The organism is Devosia sp. Root105 (assembly GCF_001424865.1).
Classification (GTDB): domain Bacteria; phylum Pseudomonadota; class Alphaproteobacteria; order Rhizobiales; family Devosiaceae; genus Devosia_A.
This window is the reverse complement of the sequence record NZ_LMCR01000015.1, coordinates 360,746-380,620: the sequence shown is the minus strand read 5'-3', so window position 1 is coordinate 380,620 and position 19,875 is coordinate 360,746. Positions and strand designations below refer to the sequence as shown.

20 protein-coding genes are annotated in these 19,875 nt (G+C 65.7%); 11 read left to right on the top strand and 9 right to left on the bottom strand.

The genetic code is table 11. From position 1 onward, the window contains the following. Window positions 1-17 precede the first annotated feature (17 nt). Complete coding sequence (locus tag ASC68_RS15255; protein ID WP_055880864.1) at window positions 18-1,262, bottom strand: ROK family transcriptional regulator; 1,245 nt, start codon at window positions 1,260-1,262, stop codon at window positions 18-20. 386 nt (window positions 1,263-1,648) lie between these two features. Between ASC68_RS15255 and ASC68_RS15250 the strand changes: the two genes are divergently transcribed. From ASC68_RS15250 to ASC68_RS15230, 5 genes are all read left to right on the top strand, one after another. After that, entirely contained in the window at window positions 1,649-2,611 is a 963-nt protein-coding gene (locus ASC68_RS15250; protein ID WP_244488519.1) for a substrate-binding domain-containing protein, read from the top strand. A 98-nt stretch (window positions 2,612-2,709) separates the two neighbouring features. Then, entirely contained in the window at window positions 2,710-3,825 is a 1,116-nt protein-coding gene (locus ASC68_RS15245; RefSeq protein WP_055880860.1) for an ABC transporter permease, read from the top strand. Beyond that, window positions 3,822-4,685, top strand: coding sequence for an ATP-binding cassette domain-containing protein (locus ASC68_RS15240; RefSeq protein WP_082528197.1), 864 nt, complete (start codon window positions 3,822-3,824; stop codon window positions 4,683-4,685). The genes ASC68_RS15245 and ASC68_RS15240 overlap by 4 nt, the downstream gene beginning before the upstream one ends. Then, window positions 4,682-5,728 carry an NAD(P)-dependent alcohol dehydrogenase gene (locus tag ASC68_RS15235; RefSeq protein WP_055880857.1) on the top strand — a complete coding sequence of 349 codons (1,047 nt, stop codon included), beginning with the start codon at window positions 4,682-4,684 and terminating at the stop codon, window positions 5,726-5,728. The genes ASC68_RS15240 and ASC68_RS15235 overlap by 4 nt, the downstream gene beginning before the upstream one ends. A gap of 192 nt (window positions 5,729-5,920) precedes the next feature. Next, window positions 5,921-6,703, top strand: coding sequence for an SDR family oxidoreductase (locus tag ASC68_RS15230; protein ID WP_055880855.1), 783 nt, complete (start codon window positions 5,921-5,923; stop codon window positions 6,701-6,703). A gap of 324 nt (window positions 6,704-7,027) precedes the next feature. Here ASC68_RS15230 and ASC68_RS15225 read toward each other — a convergent pair whose 3' ends face one another. Then, a complete protein-coding gene (locus tag ASC68_RS15225) occupies window positions 7,028-8,458 on the bottom strand; it encodes an MFS transporter (RefSeq protein WP_055880853.1) in 1,431 nt (476 codons plus the stop codon). Window positions 8,459-8,604: 146 nt separating this feature from the next. Here ASC68_RS15225 and soxR point away from each other — a divergent pair, with 146 nt between their 5' ends. The 3 genes from soxR to ASC68_RS15210 are packed head-to-tail and all read left to right on the top strand — an operon-like array spanning window position 8,605 to window position 9,866. Further along, window positions 8,605-9,069: a redox-sensitive transcriptional activator SoxR gene (gene soxR, locus ASC68_RS15220; protein WP_055881297.1), complete on the top strand. Its 465-nt coding sequence runs from the start codon at window positions 8,605-8,607 to the stop codon at window positions 9,067-9,069. Window positions 9,070-9,125: 56 nt separating this feature from the next. Next, a complete protein-coding gene (locus ASC68_RS15215) occupies window positions 9,126-9,644 on the top strand; it encodes an MgtC/SapB family protein (RefSeq protein ID WP_055880850.1) in 519 nt (172 codons plus the stop codon). Between the two features lie 27 nt (window positions 9,645-9,671). After that, window positions 9,672-9,866 carry a DUF3008 family protein gene (locus ASC68_RS15210; RefSeq protein WP_055880847.1) on the top strand — a complete coding sequence of 65 codons (195 nt, stop codon included), beginning with the start codon at window positions 9,672-9,674 and terminating at the stop codon, window positions 9,864-9,866. 169 nt (window positions 9,867-10,035) lie between these two features. Here ASC68_RS15210 and ASC68_RS15205 read toward each other — a convergent pair whose 3' ends face one another. After that, window positions 10,036-10,536, bottom strand: a complete 501-nt coding sequence (locus tag ASC68_RS15205) for a hypothetical protein (RefSeq protein ID WP_156387346.1) — start codon at window positions 10,534-10,536, stop codon at window positions 10,036-10,038. Between the two features lie 543 nt (window positions 10,537-11,079). Beyond that, on the bottom strand, window positions 11,080-11,496 hold the full coding sequence (locus ASC68_RS15200; protein WP_055880843.1) for a response regulator: 417 nt from the start codon (window positions 11,494-11,496) through the stop codon (window positions 11,080-11,082). Between the two features lie 297 nt (window positions 11,497-11,793). Between ASC68_RS15200 and ASC68_RS15195 the strand changes: the two genes are divergently transcribed. Together ASC68_RS15195 and ASC68_RS15190 are read left to right on the top strand one after the other, a co-directional pair. Beyond that, on the top strand, window positions 11,794-13,539 hold the full coding sequence (locus ASC68_RS15195) for a tetratricopeptide repeat protein (protein ID WP_156387345.1): 1,746 nt from the start codon (window positions 11,794-11,796) through the stop codon (window positions 13,537-13,539). A gap of 29 nt (window positions 13,540-13,568) precedes the next feature. After that, entirely contained in the window at window positions 13,569-14,570 is a 1,002-nt protein-coding gene (locus ASC68_RS15190) for an MDR family oxidoreductase (RefSeq protein WP_055880839.1), read from the top strand. 200 nt (window positions 14,571-14,770) lie between these two features. On the opposite strand, the gene ASC68_RS15185 is transcribed toward ASC68_RS15190, so the two are convergent. From ASC68_RS15185 to ASC68_RS15170, 4 genes are all read right to left on the bottom strand, one after another. After that, a complete protein-coding gene (locus ASC68_RS15185; RefSeq protein WP_055880836.1) occupies window positions 14,771-15,106 on the bottom strand; it encodes an SMR family transporter in 336 nt (111 codons plus the stop codon). 139 nt (window positions 15,107-15,245) lie between these two features. Next, complete coding sequence (locus ASC68_RS15180; protein ID WP_055880833.1) at window positions 15,246-16,565, bottom strand: Mur ligase family protein; 1,320 nt, start codon at window positions 16,563-16,565, stop codon at window positions 15,246-15,248. Beyond that, window positions 16,555-17,883, bottom strand: a complete 1,329-nt coding sequence (locus ASC68_RS15175; RefSeq protein WP_055880830.1) for a hypothetical protein — start codon at window positions 17,881-17,883, stop codon at window positions 16,555-16,557. Before ASC68_RS15175 ends, ASC68_RS15180 begins: the two co-directional genes overlap by 11 nt. Before the next feature lie 2 nt (window positions 17,884-17,885). Further along, the gene (locus ASC68_RS15170) at window positions 17,886-18,779 is read right to left on the bottom strand and encodes a metallophosphoesterase (protein WP_055880829.1); all 894 of its coding nucleotides are present in this window, start codon (window positions 18,777-18,779) and stop codon (window positions 17,886-17,888) included. Window positions 18,780-18,864: 85 nt separating this feature from the next. Here ASC68_RS15170 and ASC68_RS15165 point away from each other — a divergent pair, with 85 nt between their 5' ends. After that, complete coding sequence (locus ASC68_RS15165) at window positions 18,865-19,356, top strand: NUDIX domain-containing protein (protein WP_244488508.1); 492 nt, start codon at window positions 18,865-18,867, stop codon at window positions 19,354-19,356. 91 nt (window positions 19,357-19,447) lie between these two features. Here the strand turns inward: ASC68_RS15165 and ASC68_RS15160 are convergent, their stop codons facing one another. Further along, window positions 19,448-19,837 (bottom strand): nuclear transport factor 2 family protein, encoded by a 390-nt coding sequence (locus ASC68_RS15160; protein WP_055880823.1) that lies wholly within the window; start codon window positions 19,835-19,837, stop codon window positions 19,448-19,450. Between the last annotated feature and the right edge of the window lie 38 nt (window positions 19,838-19,875).

Genomic DNA, 19,875 nt, shown 5'->3' with positions numbered 1-19,875 from the left:
CCGCCGGCTTCGCTATTTCAAGCATTGTCCTTGAACAGCACTTCACGATCCTGGGTGAAGTTGGCGAGTAACGGCAGCGAGGCGCCGCCCATGGCGCGCGCCGCATTGCCGATGCTGCCCGGCAGCAGGCGGAACGGCGACAGGCCCTGCCGGTTGATCCGGCCCACAGCCGCCTCGGTGCGGGCGATGATGCGGCTGCGCACATGAGTGGGGAAGGCGCCATCGATCAGCACGGTTTCGACGTCGATCACCGCGATGGCGGCGACGATCGAATAGGCAAGGCTTTCGGCCACCTCGTCGATCCAGCGGTCCAGCGCCTCGCCCAGATCGTCGCCCCAATCATCGGGCGATTGCCAGAGGATCTCGGGGTTGCGGCCGATGGCCAGCAGCTCGCGCTCCAGCACGTAGATCGAGGCGACGTTCATCAGCTGTGGGGTGCGTCCCGGCGGCACGACGTGCCCCGGGTCGGGCGCCGGCATCGAGCCGAGCGCTCCGGCATTCTGGGTGCGCCCGGGGAACAGATGCCCGTTCAGCACCAGGCCGCCACCGATGAACGAGCCGATGAAGACATAGAGGTAGTCGATGTGGTCGGCGCCGCTGCCGAACATCAGTTCGGCGGCGCAGGCAGCGGTGATGTCGTTGGCGAAATACACCGGCCAGGGACAGATCTCGGCCATCATGGCGCGCACATCGACCTGTCGCCAGGCATCGATCTCGGGCTTGGGCGCGCCGATCTCCTCGTGCCAGGTCCACATCTCGTAGGGGGCGGCGATGCCGAGGCCGGCGATGCGGGCGGTCAGCGCAGCCGGCAGCCCGCTGAGCAGTTCGTCGATGCCGGCGCGGGCGAACTCGCGAACGCTGTCGGGGGTAGGGTAGGGGTAGGTCTTGTGCAGGAGCTTGAGGATCTGGCCGGTGAAGTTGATCAGGTAGAGATCGACGCTGCGCCGGCCGATCTTCAACCCGAAACTCAGCGCCCCCTCGGGGTTCAGCGAATAGGGCACCAGCGGCTGGCCCACCTTGCCGCGCAGCGGCTTGCCACGCAGCAGCAGCCCGTCGGCTTCGAGCGCATTGGTGATGATCGAGATGGTCTGCGGCGAGAGCCCGGTCATGCGCGCGATGTCGGCCTTGGGCAGGTCGCCGTGGCGACGGATCAGCGACAGCACCAGGCGCTCGTTGTAGAGCCGTACGCCGGTCTGATTGGTGCCGCGACTGGCGGCGCCCGGCTTGCGGGCGGCTTCCCTGCTTGTCGGCCCGGTGACCACGACTCCCGACCTCGCAACTGCATTTGTTGACAATTCGTCCGTTCTCCGTCGTGGGCACAAAAGCCACGCCGGAGCCGAAACGGCAATCGATTACATGGGGTTCTCACCCCCTCCCGAACGAAAGGATTATCCCTCATGCCCCCTCTGTCAATTAATAAATCAAGTGGATTAATTTATTGACAGGCCGCAAAGGTTGCGCTGAATATCGCCTCCGGTTCGGGGAGGAGCGTCTCGCGGAGGCGGCTCGACGACCCTGTTCCAACGGTCCTGAGGAGCGGCGAAACGCCGGTGGACCGGAATGACAATTATCGAACTCTTGGGAGGACTACATGGGACTTAGCTATCTGAAGCTGGCGCTTGCCAGCGCTGTCGTCGCCGGCGGCCTGATGAGCGGCGCCGCGCTGGCTCAGGACGTTACCGTTGGCCTGATCACCAAGACCGAGACCAACCCGTTCTTCGTCAAGATGCGTGAAGGCGCCGAGGCCAAGGCCAAGGAGCTTGGAGTGAAGCTTATCGCCTGCGCGGGCAAGTTCGACGGCGACAATGACGGGCAGGTCGCCTGCATCGAGAACCAGATCTCGGCAGGCTCCAAGGGCTTCGCCATCGTGCCTTCGGATTCGAAGGCCATCGTGCCGACCATCCAGAAGGCGCGTGACGCCGGTCTCAAGGTGATCGTGCTCGATACTCCGCTCGATCCGATGGACGCCGCCGACGCGACGTTCGCCACCGACAACCGTAAGGCCGGCATGCTGATCGGCCAATGGGCCGCCGGAACGCTGGGCGACAAGGCCAAGGATGCAGTGATCGTGGCGCTCGACCTCGCCACCAACCAGCCGACTGTCGACTACCTGCGCGACCAGGGCTTCATGGCCGGCTTCGGCATCGACGTGAAGGACCCCAACAAGTACGGCGACGAGGACGACGCGCGCATTTGCACGCACGAAATCAGCCAGGGCGACCAGGAAAAGGGTCGTACCGCGATGGAGAACGCGCTGCAGAAGTGCCCGAACGTCAACGTCGTCTACACCATCAACGAACCGGCGGCAGCGGGCGCTTACGAAGCGCTCAAGGCAGTTGGCAAGGATGACGGCTCAGTGCTGATCGTCTCGGTCGACGGCGGGTGCCCGGGCGTCGCCAACGTCAAGTCGGGCGTGATCGGCGCCACCAGCCAGCAATATCCGTTGAAGATGGCCTCGATGGCTCTCGACGCGATCGTCAGCGGCACCATTCCGGCGATCGACCCGAATATGGGCTTCCTCGACACCGGCGCGACACTGGTGACCGACAAGCCGGTGGCAGGCGTCGAGTCGATCGACACCACCAAGGGCGCCGAGCTTTGCTGGGGCTGATCGGCCTGGTTTGAAGCAACGGGTTCCCGCACCGGCGTTTGTCGCCGGCGCGGGAACCGACGGTTCCGACAACTTGTCCTTAGGGGAGAGGGGACACGATGAGCGACGACGCCGCCGGCTCGGCAACGGCTGAAACTGGTCTGAAGGGGGGAGCAACCGAAGTTGCGGCCTTCGAGGAAGACCGCAAGGGCATCATCCGGACCATCCAGGGGATACTGCACGAATACCCCACCTTGATCCCACTGATCGTGCTGCTGGTCAGCAGCGTGATCTTCGCCATCGCCGCCCCCGGCAAGTTCCTCTCGCCGCTCAACCTTTCGGTGGTGCTGCAGCAGGTGACCATTGTCGCCATTCTGGGCATGGCGCAGACGCTGGTGATCCTCACGGCGGGCATCGACCTCAGCGTCGGCCTGATCATGATCCTCTGCTCGGTGGTGATGGGCCGCACGGCTGTCTATTTCGGCGTGCCGGTCTGGATCGCCTTTCCGCTCGGCCTCCTCGCCGGCCTCGCCTGCGGCTACCTGAACGGGCTGCTGGTCACGATGCTGAGGCTGCCACCGTTCATCGTGACGCTCGGCACCTGGAGCATTTTCGGGGCGCTCAACACCTTCTATTCGAACAGCGAGACTATCCGCTCGCAGGACATGGAAGCGGCAGCGCCGTTCCTGCTCTGGCTGGGGAAACTATTCAAGCTCTACGATATCGGGCTGTTCTTCGGGCTCGACCTGCCATGGCTGCGCGGCTGGGTGGTCACCTATGGCTCGGTACTGATGATCGTCCTCGCCATCGTGCTCAGCTATATCCTGGGGCGCACCGCCTTCGGCCGGCATGTCTATGCCACCGGCGACGACCCCGACGCGGCGCGCCTCTCCGGTATCAACACCAATCGCGTGCTGCTGGCCGTCTATGCGCTGGCGGGTCTCATCTGCGCCATCGCGGCCTGGGTGCTGATCGGCCGCATCGGCGGCGTCAGCCCGCAGGCCGGGCAGACCGCCAATCTGGACTCGATCACCGCCGTGGTGATCGGCGGCACGAGCCTGTTCGGTGGGCGCGGCTCGATTGTCGGCACGCTGTTCGGCGCGCTGATCGTGGGGGTGTTCCGCAACGGCCTGGCGCTCTCCGGCCTTGCCTTGCTGTGGCAGGATTTCGCGGTTGGCGTCTTGATCATCGTCGCCGTCACCATCGACCAGTGGATCAGGAAGATCTCGGCATGAGCGAATTGACCAGTATGAGCCTGCCGACCGGCAATGCCGGGGATATCGTGCTCGAGGGCAGAGGTCTCAACAAGCGCTATGGCCGGGTGGTGGCGCTCGACAACGCCGATTTCGACCTCCGCCGCAACGAGATCCTGGCGGTGATCGGCGATAACGGCGCCGGCAAATCGACACTGATCAAGGCGCTGTGCGGCGCCGTGATCCCCGATAGCGGCGAGATCCTGCTCGATGGCCAGCCGGTGCATTTCAAATCGCCGATGGACGCCCGCAACTCGGGCATCGAGACCGTCTACCAGAACCTGGCGCTCAGCCCGGCGCTGTCGATCGCCGACAACATGTTCCTTGGCCGCGAGCTGAGGAAACCCGGCTGGACCGGATCGCTGTTCCGGCGGCTCGACCGCACCAGGATGGCGAAAATCGCCCGCGACAAGCTGAGCGAGTTGGGTCTGCTCACCATCCAGAACATCAACCAGTCGGTCGAGACACTCTCGGGCGGCCAGCGCCAGGGCGTGGCAGTGGCGCGCGCCGCGGCGTTCGGCTCGCGCGTGGTGATCATGGACGAGCCGACCGCGGCGCTCGGGGTCAAGGAGAGCCGGCGCGTGCTCGAATTGATGCTCGACGTCAAAAAGCGCGGCTTGCCGATCGTCCTCATCTCGCACAACATGCCGCACGTGTTCGAGGTCGCTGACCGCATCCACATCCACCGGCTCGGCAAGCGCATCGCGATCATCAACCCCAAGCAATTTTCGATGTCGGACGCGGTGGCGATCATGACCGGGGCGATGAAGCCCCCGGTCGAAGGCGCCACCGGCCCGACGCACCACTACAAAGTCGGCGAGGAAGCCTCACAGGTCCAATGACGAAAATGCGTGCACTCGTGCTCGAAAAGCAGCACGAACTGAAACTCCGCGACATCGAGCTCCCCACCGAGGTCGGCCCCGGCGAAGTCAAAATCAAGCTCCACACCGTGGGCGTCTGCGGCTCCGACGTGCACTACTACACCCATGGCCGGATCGGGCCGTTCGTGGTCAACGCGCCGATGGTGCTGGGGCACGAAGCGGCCGGCACGGTGGTCGAAGTCGGGGCAGGGGTCAGCAACCTCAAGGTGGGCGATCGGGTCTGCATGGAGCCGGGGGTCCCCGACCCGAATTCCAAGGCGTCGCGGCTGGGGATGTACAATATCGATCCGGCGGTGACCTTCTGGGCGACGCCGCCGATCCATGGCGTGCTGACGCCGTTCGTGGTGCATCCGGCCAACTATACCTTCAAGCTGCCCGACAATGTCAGCTTCGCCGAGGGCGCGATGGTCGAGCCGTTCGCCGTCGGCATGCAGGCGGCGACCAAGGCGAAGATCACTCCGGGCGATACCGCCATCGTCATGGGCGCCGGCCCGATCGGCACAATGGTCGCCCTGGCGGCGCTGGCCGGCGGCTGCTCGCGGGTGATCATCACCGACCTGGCGCAGCCCAAGCTCGATATTGCCGGACAGTACCAGGGCATCATCCCGGTCAATATCAAGGACAAGAACCTGCTCGACGAGGTCAACCGGCTCACCGAGAACTGGGGCGCCGACGTGGTGTTCGAGTGTTCCGGCAGCCCGCGCGCCTGGAAGGGTATCGTCGACGTGGCCCGTCCCGGCGGCACGATCGTCGTGGTCGGGCTGCCGGTCGAGCCGATCGATTTCGACATCGCCTCGCTGTCGGTGAAGGAAATCACCATCGCCTCGGTGTTCCGCTACGCCCACCAGTACGAGCGCGCCATCGCGCTGATGGCCTCGGGGCGGGTGGATCTGAAGCCACTGATCTCGGCGACGTTCAGCTTCGAGGATTCGATCAAGGCGTTCGACCGGGCGGTGGAAGCGCGGCCGACGGATGTGAAGCTGCAGATTTTGATGGACGCTTAGGGCTCGGAGAAAGGCCCCCTCAGCCGGAGCACTGATGCGCTCCGACCTCTCCCCCAAAGGGAGAGGTGGCGGTTGCGGCACGATGGTGCCTCACGTTCACCTCTCCCTTGGGGGACGCGGCAGCGCCCCGAGGGAGAGGTCGCCGCGCACCGGCGGGTGAGGGGTCTTTTCTATCTTGAATGGGGGAAACACATGGACCTCGGTCTGAAATCCAAACTCGCCGTCATCACCGGCGGCAGTGTCGGCATCGGCCTCGCGGTGGCCGAGGGCTTTGCGGCTGAGGGCGCAAATGTGCTGATCACGGCGCGCGGCTCGGAGCGGCTGCATGCCGAGGCGTCGCGCATCGGGGCGAAGTACCATGTCGAGGCGCATGGGGTGGCGGCCGATGTCGCCACCGCCGAGGGCTGCGCCAAGGTGGTGACGGCGGCAGCCCAGCTCGGCGGCGCCGATATCCTCGTCAACAATGCAGGCACCGGCTCGAACGAGACCATTGCCGAGGCCGACGACGCCAAGTGGCAATATTACTGGGATCTGCATGTGATGGCCGCGGTGCGGCTGGGCCGCGGGCTGGTGCCGCAGATGAAGGCACGGGGCGGTGGCGCCATCCTCCACAATGCCTCGATCTGCGCGGTGCAGCCCTTGTGGTACGAGCCGATCTACAACACCACCAAGGCAGCGCTGATGATGTTCTCCAAGACCCTCGCCAACGAAGTGGTGGGCGACAATATCCGCGTCAACACGGTGAACCCGGGGCTGGTGCGGACGCCCGACTGGGTGAAGACGGCCAAGCAACTGGCTGGCGAGAACGGCTTTGAAGCGCACCTCCAAAGCGTTGCCGACGAAGCCGGCGGCATGAAGCGCTTCGCCACCCCGGAGGAGATGGCGAATTTCTTCGTGTTCCTGTGCTCGGAGAAGGCGAGTTACTCGACCGGGTCGACGTATTTCGTCGATGGGGGCTGGTTGAAGACGGTTTAGGGGCGTTTCACGGATGAGTTCCCCTGGCGGTGGTCGTTACCCACAGGCTAGCCTCCCCACCGGCTGTCATCCCAGCGAAAGCTGGGACCCATCTATCCACTGGTGCGGGCTGCGAGTTGGGTCCCAGCTTTCGCTGGGATGACATCGAGTCGGTGGGACGATCTGCGTGAACCGAAGGGCAAAGCCCTTAATAGTTTTCGCGGTGCCGGTCGATCACGCCCAGCGCGATGATCGCCGACACCGCGAGTCCGACCGGGAGCGCAGGCAGCATCGCGCCCTCGGCCAGTCGGGATGCCGCGGGGCCGGAGCCCGGCGGCAAATTCCTTATTCCGCCGGCTGTGCCGCGGCGGGGAGGCGGGCCTCGGTCCGGGCGATGCTGAAGCCGATCGGCACCACCAGGATCGCGACGATGATGAAGAGGCCATAGAGCCAGTTGGCCGCAGCGATCGGGGTTGGGTTCGCCGCCGCGAGGCCGGCGAGGTTGACGATCAGGCCGCCGAGCGCCGCGCCGAGGCCGGAGGCGAAGAGCTGGATGGTGCTCAGCGCCGCCGAAGTCACGTCATGCTCGCCATCGGGCGCCGCCTGCATCACCCGCGGGGTCAGCTGCGTCCAGGCGGTGCCGATGCCGACGCCCATGATCAGCAGCGACAGCCCGATCGGGATGATGAAGCCGAGGCTCGAGCTCGGGTTCTGGTGGCCGACGAACAGCGCCAGACCGATCGCCGAGATCAGCACCAGCACCGGGCCGAACGCGATGATCATGCGGGCGCGGCCTTCGGTCCAGCCGGCGGTGAGCATCGAGCTCGAGCTCCAGCCGACGGCGACCAGCGCCACCATGTAGCCGGCGGTGAGCGGGCCGAGGCCGTGCAGGGTCTGCATGAACAGCGGGATGAAGATGTCGCTGGTGATCGCCATCTGCAGCAGCACCATGGTGCCGAACAGCGAGGCGAGGAGCGTGCCGAAGCGGAAGGTGCCGGTGGGGAACAGCTTCTGGCTGGCGTTGCGCTCGATCAGCCCGAACACCACCAGCGCCAGGATGGCGAGAGCGGTCAGGCCGCCGGCGACGACGATATCGTGCGACAGCGCGCCGGCGGTGGAGAGCGCCAGGACGGCGACGATCATCAGGCCGATCTGGCGGATCGGCAGACTGGTCATGCCGGCCTCGCTGCTCTTTGCCGGCACCACCTTGACGGCGAGGAGGCCAACCAGAGCCGCGAACGGCACGAGGATGAAGAAGGCCCAGCGCCAGATGCCGAGCTCGGCGAAGACGCCGCCGATCGAGGGACCGACCAGTGTGGCGATGCCCCAGATGCCCGAGGCGAGCGCGAAGGCGCGAGCCCAGAGGTGCTCGGGGAACACCAGACGGACCATCATGAAGGTCAGCGCGGCAAGCAGCCCGCCGCCAAAGCCCTGCAGGGCGCGGCCGAGCAGCAGGATCGGCATCGAGGGCGCCAATCCGCAGATCAGGCTGCCCAGCGCGAACATGGTGGCGGCGATCAGGTAGTTCTGCCGCGGGCCGAGCCCGAACGGCCGCACCGCCGCAAAGATCGAAGCGACGATCGAGGCGACGATGAACACCGTCGTAACCCAGGCGAACAGGTCGAGCCCGCCGATTTCGGCCACCACCGAGGGCATCAGCGTCGAGCCGATATAGACTTCGATGGCGTTCATGCCGATGCCGCCGGCAAACACCGCCACGGGCAGGGCGTTGCCGCCGCTGAATATCTCGCCCCAACCGCTCTTCGTCGCCGCCATCTCGTCCACCACTGCCTTGTCTGTTCTGGTCGCGCCTTCGAACCGGAAAAGTCTGCAACTTTCCTGAAGGCGCTCCTGTCGTGCAGCCTCTGGCCGCATCGGGAGGTCACTGCTACAACCTCAACCTAACTTCAGGTAAAGAGGAAATCGCGATGTCGCGCGAACTTTCTGTGGGGCAGGTGTCAGAGCGCAGCGGTTTTGCCGTGTCGGCCCTGCACTTCTACGAGAAGAAGGGGCTGATCCGCAGCCACCGCACCGCCGGCAACCAGCGACGCTACGATCGCGACGTGCTGCGCCGGCTGGCCATCGTCCGGATGGGCACGGAACTGGGCATCCCGCTCGCCGAAGTGGCCGAGGCCCTGGGGCACGTGCCGGTGGGCCACACCCCTTCGGCGGCAGATTGGCGTTTGATGTCAGAGCTCTGGCACGAAAAGCTCGACAGGAGAATCGTGCTGATGACGCGCATGCGTGACGAGCTAAATGGCTGCATCGGCTGCGGGTGCCTGTCCACCAGCAGTTGCCCGCTGATGAATTCCGGCGATCACCTGGCCGAGGAGGGCAGTGGCCCGCGCCGGCTGATGCGCGAGGGCGGTGAGAGCTACAGGAGCTGACGGAACCGGGGACGAGGCAAGCCGTTGAGGGGGAAGCGTCAACAGGGCCCTCAAACATGGATTTTGTCACCAGTCTCGGCTACGAGCCGACTCACACCCCGCACCACATCATCCTGATCAGGCTGCTGATCGCCTCGGTGCTGGGCGGATTGATTGGCTGGGAGCGCGGCTCGCAGGCCGGCACGGCGGGGTTGCGGACCCATATCCTCGTGGCGCTCGCCGCAGCGTTGTTCACCACGCTGGCGTTCGAGATCTACCAGGAGGCGGTGGAGGGCGGCAGCAACAACTCGGACCCGATCCGCGCCATTGAAGCGGTCACCGCCGGCATCGCCTTTCTCGGCGCCGGTGCGATCTTCCAGCAGCGCGGCAGCGTGCAGGGGCTGACCACGGGCGCCGGGATGTGGCTGGCGGGCGCGGTCGGCGTTTGCGCGGCGCTCGGCTACTATGTGATCGCGGTCGTGGTGGCGGTATTCGCGGTGATCGTCCTCGCCGCGATGCGCGCCTTCTCGCACCGGGTGGTCAGTGCCCAGAACGACAAGATCGGCGAGGGAACGGAGCCGCAAAAGGATCGTTGAGTCTTCCCAACTCAAGGAGGCTCCATTATGCCCGCAACCTCGAAAGCCCAGCAGAAAGCCGCCGGCGCGGCGCTCTCCGCCAAGCGCGGCGACACCAAGGTGAAAGACCTGAAGGGCGCGTCAAAGTCGATGTACAAATCGATGAGCGAGAACCAGCTCGAAGAGTTCGCTGAGACCAAGCGCAGGGGCTTGCCCGAGCACAAGGGCAAGACGAAGCACTAGCGGGCTTGCACAGAGGCCGGTGCGGGCTGACCCCCACCCCTGTCCCCTCCCCCTAAGAAAGGGGAGGGAGACCAAAACACTAATGTAGGTGCGAGCGTCTCCCTCCCCCTACTTCAGGGGGAGGGGACAGGGGTGGGGGTTGGCTTGCGCCGGCCAAGCTGTCGCGCTGTTACTCGATCGCCGTGGGCGGCGGCGGCAGTTGTGGGTCGGCGCCTTCGCCGAAGACCTGCTGACCTTCGTTGTCCCAGATACGGACCACTTCGCAGCTCAAGAGGAAATCCTTGGCGCACTCGGTCTTGACGATGGCTTCGAGGCTCACCTGATCGTTCTGATCGCAGACGAACTTGTGCCAGTGCGGGCCTTCGTTGTGCTGCATGAAGATATCGGCCACCCAGCCGTGCGGATAGCACCAGAGGTTGGGTGAACACTCCTCGGGGCTGAGCCCGCTTTGCTGGACGCACTGGGCCACGGCGCAATCCATCGCGTCGGCGGCGAACGGGCCGAAGCAGACGCCGAGGCCGGCCTCCGGAGCCTGTGACACGGCGATGCCGTTGAAGGCCGGCAGCACGAAGCTGTCGACGGCTTCCTCACCGTCGACGGCCTCTTGGGCGAGCACCGGAGTGCTCAGCAGGCCAAGCACGGCCGCCGCAAACATCGACATTCTGAGCATCGGGGTGGCCTCCGGTCTGGAAGGCGCGACAGTGCGGTGATCCGGGCGAGGCGGTCAAGGCTGCAGGCTTGGAAGGCCGACCCCGGGGTGGCAGGGGGCGGTGAAGGCCGCCAGGTACAGGAGAAGCGCGGTTGCGGTGGGAGAAGTATCCGCAACCGCGCCTTCGCCTGCTGGCCCCAGTGGCCCGCCGCAACTGGGTTACACACCGAATGGTCTCAGCACACCGGGAACCGGCGCGAGACCGAGAAACGGGAAGGCGGGGCAGCGTCAGGAGGTCGCGCCCCGTCTTTCCGTCGTCGTATGGCGGCCGCCGCGTGAGGGAACGCGACGGACCGCCGGTTTGGGTCGGAGCTTGGGGTCTCCGGCCCAGGGCCGCCCGGGTCGCCGCAGGGATATCGGCGGTCGGGCGGTAGCTCAGTCATGAGAACCAACTAGCCTCATGGAAAAGGAAGAGACGGAGAGCGCATTTGGGAATGCAATCGGCAGTGGCCTGCCTCAATGCAACGCGCTCCCCGCCCGGCACGTAACCTGTGGACGCAGTGATTACGTGCCAACCGCATCGAGGTGCTGATTGCGCACCCAGAAACTGACGATGGCCGCCGCTTCGCGACGGTAGGAATTGATATCGGCGTGCCGCTCGAACACAGCGTCGGCGCCGGCGGAAATAAGGGCCTCTCGCGGCTCGCGGTCGAGCGTCGGGGCAATCGCGGCAATCAGCAGCGAATGGCCGTCGCGCATGGCGCGGAGCTTCACGATAAAGTCCAGGGTGGCACTGGACGAGGCTTTGAGATCGACGATCACCAGACCCGGAATGGTCGCGAGGTCATCCTCGAGCAACTGGTGGATCTCGGCAGTCGCCCAGGCTTCGCCGTTGAGCCAGCTCACGGACGGCGCGCCATGAGCGAGCAGCATCCGGATCATCAGCCGGGCGGAATGTGAGTCGTCGTCGACCAGTGCCATAAAGGGCTGGCCGGTACCAATAGCGTCCATAATGGTTCCTTCTTGCCGCGTCGCCGCGGCAATGGCCGAAAACTCTATACGTAGTCGGTAACCCGTCGGTGGGGCCGGAGCGCCGGGGGAGCTTCGTTGCGTCCCCTTACCGCCACAAGACATGCTCGCGGCGACTGCGTTATGCAGCGACAGGCCGGGATATGATGGTTTGATGACCGTGCGCATAGGCAAAGGCATGTAACAACGCCGTAACGAGGCTTGCGATTAACATGTAAATCGCCCAGATACGCAGGGGGAGGTACTCGCGTGGGCGAACCGTTGTCGCAGACAATGCCGCCCCGAGCGGAGGTCGAGGCTGCCCTGGCGCGGATCCAGGAGTGGCCCGGGCTGGCGCGTTCGCCACAACTTGCCAAGTTTCTCAACTACATAGTCGGCGCACGGCTCGATGGAAACGAGGCTGGCATCAAGGCCTATTCGATCGCGGTGGACGTATTCGGGCGGCCGCAGAGCTTCGATCCGCAGAACGATCCGATCGTGCGCGTGCAGGCCCGGCGGCTGCGTGCGGTGCTGGAGGAATACTATGCCGGCGAGGGGGCCTACGAACCCGTCATATTTTACCTGCCGGTGGGACGTTACATCCCGGAATTTCGCACTCCATCGGGCGAACCGACCCCGGCGGCGGCTGAATCACCTGTAACCGGTTTCACGCGGCCGATTGCTCAGGTCGCTGCTGAGAGGTCGTGGCTGGCGCGGCTCGACGACATCGTGCTGCTGGTGGTGCTGGTGTTCGTCGCGCTTGGCATCGCCCTGGTGCTGACGCAGGTGCTGGCGCCGCGCCAGGTGCGGATCGCAGTGCCGCAGCCGCCTGTGGTTTCGGTCACCGAGTTCACCTCGGTGGCGGGCCAGGCGCCTGCTGCCAGCGTCGCCGGCCTCGCGGTCGAATTGGTGACCGACCTCGGGCTGTTCCCGTTCATCGATGCCGTCTACCTGCAGCGCACCGGGCCGGCGGCGCAGCAGGCGACAGCAGCAACTTTCGAGTTGTCGGGCATCGCGCGTACCGAGGGCACCGAAATGCAGGTCACCGCCAGCCTCAAGCGTGTTGGCTCCGATGCGGCGGTATGGAGCATGACCGAGAAGGTGGCGACGGCCGAGTTTCCCACCTCGATCGATCGGCTGTCGCAGGGCTTTGCTGACCAGCTGGGCGCGGTCGACGGGCCGCTGCACACCGATGCGATGCAGTGGCTGGCCACCAATACCGATCTTGCCGGCAACGAGACCGACTACCTCTGCGGCCTGCTGTTCACCCGCTATCGCGGCAGCGCCAGGCTGGACGATGGCGAGCGAGCCCGTGCCTGCGTCAGTGGCCTGCTGCGCAGCCAGCCAGGCTCGGCGGTAGGCCTCGCCATGAGCGGCACGCTGCTGCTCGACCGCACGCTGCGCATGCAGCCGCCATCAGCGCGTGACCCCGAGCCGATTGCCGAGGCGGAGCGACAGATCGACGAGGCGCTGGCGTTGGCGCCGACCTCGAGCCCGATCTGGCGCGAATATGCCTTCTTCCTCGAATCCGTCGGCCGGTTCGGCGAGGCCGAGGCGGCGTTCACCTCGGCGCTGCAGCTCAACCCCTCGAACCTCGACGCCTATGCAGGCTACGCGCGGCTGCTGTCGCTGCGCGGCAAATCCGAGAAGGGGAAGGCCATGGCCGCCGATGCACTGCGCCGGGCCGTAACGCCACCCTACTGGTACCACGAGGCCGCTGCGGTGAACGCGCTGCGCGAGGGGAACAATGCCGAGGCGCTGCTGCAGGCAGAGGCGCTGGCGGTCGGCGATGCCGAGCTGGCTTCGGCCATCGCCGTGACGGCGGCATACCGGCTGAAGTCGGAAGATGCACTCAACCGGTCGATTGCGCAGTTGCTTGAGGTGACGCGCTTCCGTCGCTTCGGTATTCTGCCGGTGCTTCGCCAGCGGCTGGGCGATCCCGAATTGCGTGCCGAGATCGGCAACGAACTGGCCGCGGCGGGCATTGATCAGGCGGCTCTCAACGGGCCGTACTGATCGTAGAGGCAGTTGGTTCTGGAGTTTTCATGTCTTTTCGCGCCCTGGTCACCGAGCGGCTGGCTGACGGTGAATTGCGCAGCAGTCTCAAGGAGATCACCGATCAGCAGCTGCCGGCCGGAGAGGTGCTGGTGGCGATCGAGTGGGCCGGGCTGAACTACAAGGATGCGCTGTGCCTCATGGGGCAGGGCGGGCTGGTCAGAACCTATCCGCATGTCGCCGGCATCGATTTTGCCGGGCGCGTGGTGGAGAGCAGCGATGCCCGCTACCACCCCGGCCAGGCGGTGATCCTCACCGGTTGGCGGGTGGGCGAGCTCCATTGGGGTGGCTATGCGCAGCGGGCGCGGGTGAAAGCTGATTGGCTGGTGCCGCTGCCGAAGCGGTTTTCGACCCGCACTGCGATGATGATCGGCACGGCCGGGCTCGCGGCCATGCTGGCGGTCAACCGGCTGCAGGCCGAGGGGATCCGGGCCGGCGAGGGCGAGGTGCTGGTCACCGGCGCCGGCGGCGGGGTCGGCAGCATCGCCGTGCTGCTGCTGAGCCGACTCGGTTACGACGTTGCCGCGGTGACCGGGCGAGCCGAGCTCGCCGAACGGCTGACCAAGCTGGGGGCCAGCCGCATCGTCTCGCGCGACGAGGTGCTGAAGCCGACCGGCAAGGTGCTCGACAAGGAACAATGGTCGGGCGCCATCGACTCGGTCGGCGGCCCGCTGCTCGGCGAAGTGCTGAAGAAGATCCGCTATGGCGGGGCGGTGGCGGCGATCGGCAATGCCGGCGGCCGCGGCTGGGACGCCAGCGTCATCCCGTTCATCCTGCGCAACATTTCGCTCTGCGGCATCGACACGGTGATGCAGCCCTTCGAAGCGCGCCGCTCGGCCTGGGACCGGCTGACCACGCTGTTCGTGCCGGCAGCGTTCGAGCCGATGCTGACCGAAGCGCGGCTCGAGGATCTGCCGGGGTTGGCGGCTCAGCTGCTGGAAGGCAAGATTGCCGGGCGCGTGGTGGTGAACCCGCGGGACCCGCCGACTTGAAGCTGGTGTAGGATGCGCGGCAGGTTGGTGTCAGCCACTGCAGGCTCCTCCAACTCGGTGTCATCCCAGCGAAAGCTGGGACCCATCTCGCCGCCAGTGCCAGCCGATAGTTGGATCCCAGCTTTCGCTGGGATGACACCGGTGGGGCGGTAAGTCTGTGCCTTCCAGCAACGTATCGCCCTTCCTTCCAGGGGAACCGTTCAGTGCACGGCCGTCTTCGAGAACAGGTTGATGACGATCACCCCGGCCATGATCAGGCCCATGCCGATCAGGGCCGGCAGGTCGAGCAGCTGTTTGTAGATCAGCCAGCCGGCCAGCGAGATCAGCACGATGCCGACGCCCGACCAGATGGCGTAGGCGATGCCGACCGGCATGCTGCGTAGCGTCAGCGACAGGAAGTAGAAGGCGACGACGTAGCCGACGATCGAGATCAGCGACGGCCAGAGCTGGGTGAAGCCGTCGGCAGCGCGGAGCGCGGTGGTGGCAATCACTTCAGCGACGATGGCGACCGCCAGGTAAGCATAGGCGATCGTCATGCGTCGACTGCGTTCGCAGCCACCCACAGGGTCATCCCCGCGAAGGCGGGAACCTCCGTTTGCGGTGGTGCCGCCGCCAAGAAAGCAGAGGTTCCCGCTTTCGCGGGAATGACACCGAGTGGGGGGTGAGTGGCGTGCCTCACGCCTTGGCCCCGAAATAGGTGCCGGCGAGCCGGACGAAAGCGGCGCCGCGTTCCTCGAAATTCTTGAACACCTTGCCCGCGGTTTCGAGCTGGCCATAGCTCGGCGCGCCCGGCGAGAGGATCACCGTCTCGAACTTCGACTGCCGTCCGGCCAGCGCCTTGACGGCATCTTCGAGCGTCCCGGCTTCGATCACCTCGATCTCGGGGGCTGCGGCATAGGTGAGGGTGGCGAGGCGGTCGCCGGTCACCGGCAGGCAGACCAGCACGGTGACGCCGCGCGGCGCGAGGAGCTGCGAGAGCTCGGAATAATCCTGGTGGCGCTCGTGACCGCCGGCGATCAGCGCGATGCGGCTGCCTTCATAGGCGGCGAGCGCCGCCTTGGTGGCTTCCGGCGTGGTCGAGATCGAGTCGTTGACGAAGGTCACGTCGCCGACCTGGTGCTCTTCGAGCCGGTGCGGCAGCGGGGTGAATTTGGCGATGCCGCGGACTACGCCCTCGAGGTCGGCGCCGGCCTTCATGGCGATGGCCGCGGCGAGCAGAGCGTTGTTCAGGTTGTGCTCGCCCTTGAGGCGGGAGCGGGCAGCGGCGCCGGCGATGCGGTCGTGAATGAACGGCGCCAGCGGCGGGATCAGCCGTTTCGGGTCGCGCAGCGCTTCCATCACCAGCGGGTTGCCCAGTGCGCCGACGCCCAGCGCTACCGGGAAAGGCGCGTCGCGGTCGATCAGGTTGAGCTTGTCCTGGTAATAGCGCTCGACGCTGCGGTGCCAGTCGGTGTGTTCGGGCGAGAGGTTGGTGATCGCCGCGATATCGGGAGTGAACGCCATGTCGGCGGTCTGGTAGCTCGAGAGCTCGAACACCACGATCGGGTGCTTGTCGGCGATTTCCAGGGGCGCGAGGCCGACATTGCCGGCGAGCCCGGCATCGAGGCCGGATTCAACCAGCATCAGGTGCACCAGGGTGGCGGTGGTCGATTTGCCCTTGGTGCCGGAAATGGCAATGACCTTGCGCCCGTCGCGATAGGCCTCGCCCCAGAGGTTGAGGTTGGAGGTGACGGCAATGCCGGCTTCGCGCGCCATGGCGAACACCGGGCGGTAGCGCGACACACCGGGGCTCTTGACGATGGTCGCAAACAGCCGCGCTTCGATGGCCTGCGTCAGGTCGGCGGGCGCGATGAAGGTGGCATCCTCGATATCGGCTTGGCCGCTGTCGACGGTGACGTACACCTTGGTGTGCGGCGAGCGGGCCTCAATGAAGGCGCGGGTGGAGCGGGCCTCGCGGCCGGCGCCGTAGAGCAGCACGGGTTCGTCAAAGCGCATGCGGGGCGACTCGCTCGAAGATGGCCTTCGGGATGAGGTGTTCTGGGCTATCGATCATGAGTTCGGCAAGAGCGTCTTCGAGGCGCTGGCTGCCATACTGAGTCAACAGATCCGGCTTCAGCATTGAAACGATTGGCTCTTCTGCCCATTCCGGCAGCTTGGTCAGGGCCCAGAGGCAGGCTGCCGCTTCCTCGATTTCGCCGACGCATTCCCACGGCTTCTGGCCCGCGAGGCCAGTGAGCTCGCGGAACGAGCGCTCGTGGGAAGGCTGGCTCAGGAGGTTCTGGCCGAAGATGCCGACCAAACGTTGCTTCTCCATGACTGGGGCGAAGATCAGGAACACGAAGTGGCACTTGGGGCACTTGCCGCACCAGAGCGGGCCGTCGTGGCCAGCGAGCTTGAAGTTCTCGTTGCAGCTCGAAAACACGTGATCGAAGCGGCTCACCCGGGCGAACAGCGTGGCGATCTTCGCCTCGGAGTACGGCCGCAACAGCGAGAAATAGCTGATGCTACCGCCGGTGGCGTGCTCGAGCACTTTGGCGATCAGGTTCTCGAAATCGATCGACTTGGAATGCTGGTGGTTGGCCTCGCGCCCATCGAACTCGACATTGCCCTCGCTGGCCGAGCGCTCGTTGGAGAGAACGATCCGGTTGTAGGAGAACAGCAGCGCAGTCAGCGCCGCGATCATCGAGTTGATGGCGGTCGAGGGCACGTGGCCGTTGTAATAGCCGGGCTCCTTGCCGAGCCGGATCATCTCGGGGTCGAGCTTGCGCGCCACATAGAGCGGGGTGCGGCCGACCTTGTCGACGCTGCCGATGATCGGTCCCTTGGGGTTGACGGCGAAGGGGGTGAAATCCAGCTCCGCGGCCTCGAACAGCTGCACGCTGACCAGCGAGTCCTTGCCGCCGCCGATCGGCAGCAGGGCGCGATCGCGCAAGACAGGCGCGGTGGGGGCAGGGCCGTGATCCTCGGGATCGTCGATCTCGATCTCGCCGAAGCGCTTCAGGTTATTGCGGGCATAGAACTCGCCGAGGCCGTTCTCATAGACGTCGAGGGCGAAATCGTGCTCGCGCACGGTCAGCGGGAACGGGATGACGATGCGATAGGGGGCGCGCAGCTTGAAGTAGCTGACGCCGAGGACGACGGCGGTCAGTTGCAGCAGTTTGAGAAAAGCTGGCGTCGCTGCGACACTGCTATCGCTGCCGGAGGGGAAAGTCAGGACTTCAGAAAAGCTCAGCTCGCCGAGCGTGTAGCGGAACGTCGCCACACCCGTCACGGCGTCGAAGGCGGGCGGCTCGATGGTGAAGGCTTCGGTCACGTTCAGTAGATCCTGAGGCTCAGTCTCAGCACTATATCGGTCGAAAGGCGCTGAAAGCCAAACTCGCGCAAGGTGCACTGCCAGGAGGTGCCGAGGCGCTGGATCGAGAACAGGTTGTAGCGGGCCGGATCGTGCCCGCCGGTATCGCCCTGCGCGGCGCCCGCCGCCGCGACGCCGACCACCGGCACATCGCCGTGCGGGCCGGGAATGGCGTAGATCGAGGATTGATGGGTGTGCCCGTGCAGCACCAACTCGGCGCCGTGCTCGGCGATGACGCGGCGAAAGGACTTGGCGCCATAGAGCCCGAGGCGCGGATGCGCCTGCTCCTGGTTCGGCGGATGGTGGATCAGGACGACGCGGAAATAGCCGCCGTCACCGAGGAGCTTCAGGCAGCGAGCGAGGCGCGCCGCCTGGTCTTCCTCGAAGCGGCCGGCAGCGATCCAGGGGGCGGTGGGCACGGCGCTGTTGCACGAGACCACGGCGACGTCGCCGACGCGACGCACGAACGGGAAGGCGTTATCGTCGATGGTTTCGCCCATGACGTAGCCGTCCCAGCGATCCATCGCCTTCTGCAACGCGCCCTTGAGATAGGCATCGTGGTTGCCGGGCGAGATGCAGACCTGCTCGGGCGGGCCGAGGGTCTCGAGCCAGTTATAGGCGGTGTTGATCTCGGCATCGAGCGCCAGGTTCACCAGGTCGCCGGTGACGACGGTGAAATCCGGGTTCTGCTCGCGCATGTGGCGCACCAGCTTGGTCAGCCCGTCGCCGGCCATGGTGTGCTCGCGCTTGATCTTCCAGTTGAGGAAGCCGGTGATCCGCTTGTTCATCAGGTCGCGCGCCCGGACGGGCGGCAGCGGGGCCAGGTGAACGTCGGACAGATGGGCGAGCGTGATCATTGCCCGGCGTAATGCCATGCGGCGCGTGGCAAGAAAATGCCCTAAATGGCTCCGGCGCCAATTGAACGTCAGCGGGAGCATCCCCATGAGCCGAACCACCAGCAGAACCATGAGCCGCTGGCAGCGCGTCAGAACCTCGGCGCACCTGTTCATCGTCGGGGTGCGCCGGCGCATGGTGCTGGGCACCAGGGCGGTGTTGCTCGATGGCGACCGGGTGCTGCTGCTGAGGCACACCTACATGCCGGGCTGGCATTTTCCGGGCGGCGGGGTCGAGCCGGGCGAAACCGCCGAGGAGGCGGCGCGACGCGAAGCCGAAGAAGAAACCGGCCTTCGCGTCGAGGGCCCGATGCGGCTGCTCGGGCTCTATCTGCAAAAGCACGAGGCGACCAACCGCGACCACGTTGCGGTCTATGTCGGGCGCAGCTTCAGCGAGGTGAAGCCGTTCCGGCCGAACAGCGAGATCGCCGAGATCGGCTGGTTCGAAATGGACGCGCTGCCCGAGGGGATGAACCCCGGCACAGCCCGGCGCATCGCCGAGATCGCAGCAGGGACGGAGGAACTGCCGGGGCTGTGGTAGGGGGCGGCGGGGTTGTGCTCAACCTAAATAGCCGGGGCAGGGGCACCCAAAGTTGCCCCACGCACGGTGTGGAGAGATCGGGGCTAGAACATCATGAGCCTGCCACCTCGGGCAGCGGCGCGGCCTGGCCCGGGGATTTCGCGTAGCCCAGCGCCTCGACGATCCGGCCGTCGCGCACCCGCATGACGTTGACGCCGCGGACCGAGCCGCCGTTGCCGAAGTTGAAGCGCCAGCGGATGGTGGCGTTGTCGCCCATGACGACGGTGTCCTCGACATCGAACCAGGCCACCGGGTCAGTGGCGATGGCCTGCCAGAAGGCGAGGCAGGCGTCGTAGCCCTCGTAACGCGTGCCGTTGGGCGCCGGCTGGATCGACTCCATGACGCAATCGGGGGCGATGAGGTCTTCAAGGAGTTTCGGCTGGTGCTCGAGGAACGCCTGATTGAAGCGGCGCATGATTTCGGCGGTTTCGGTCGACGGCATTTCGCTCTCCGTACAGACAGGTCTGTCTATGTGTTGAA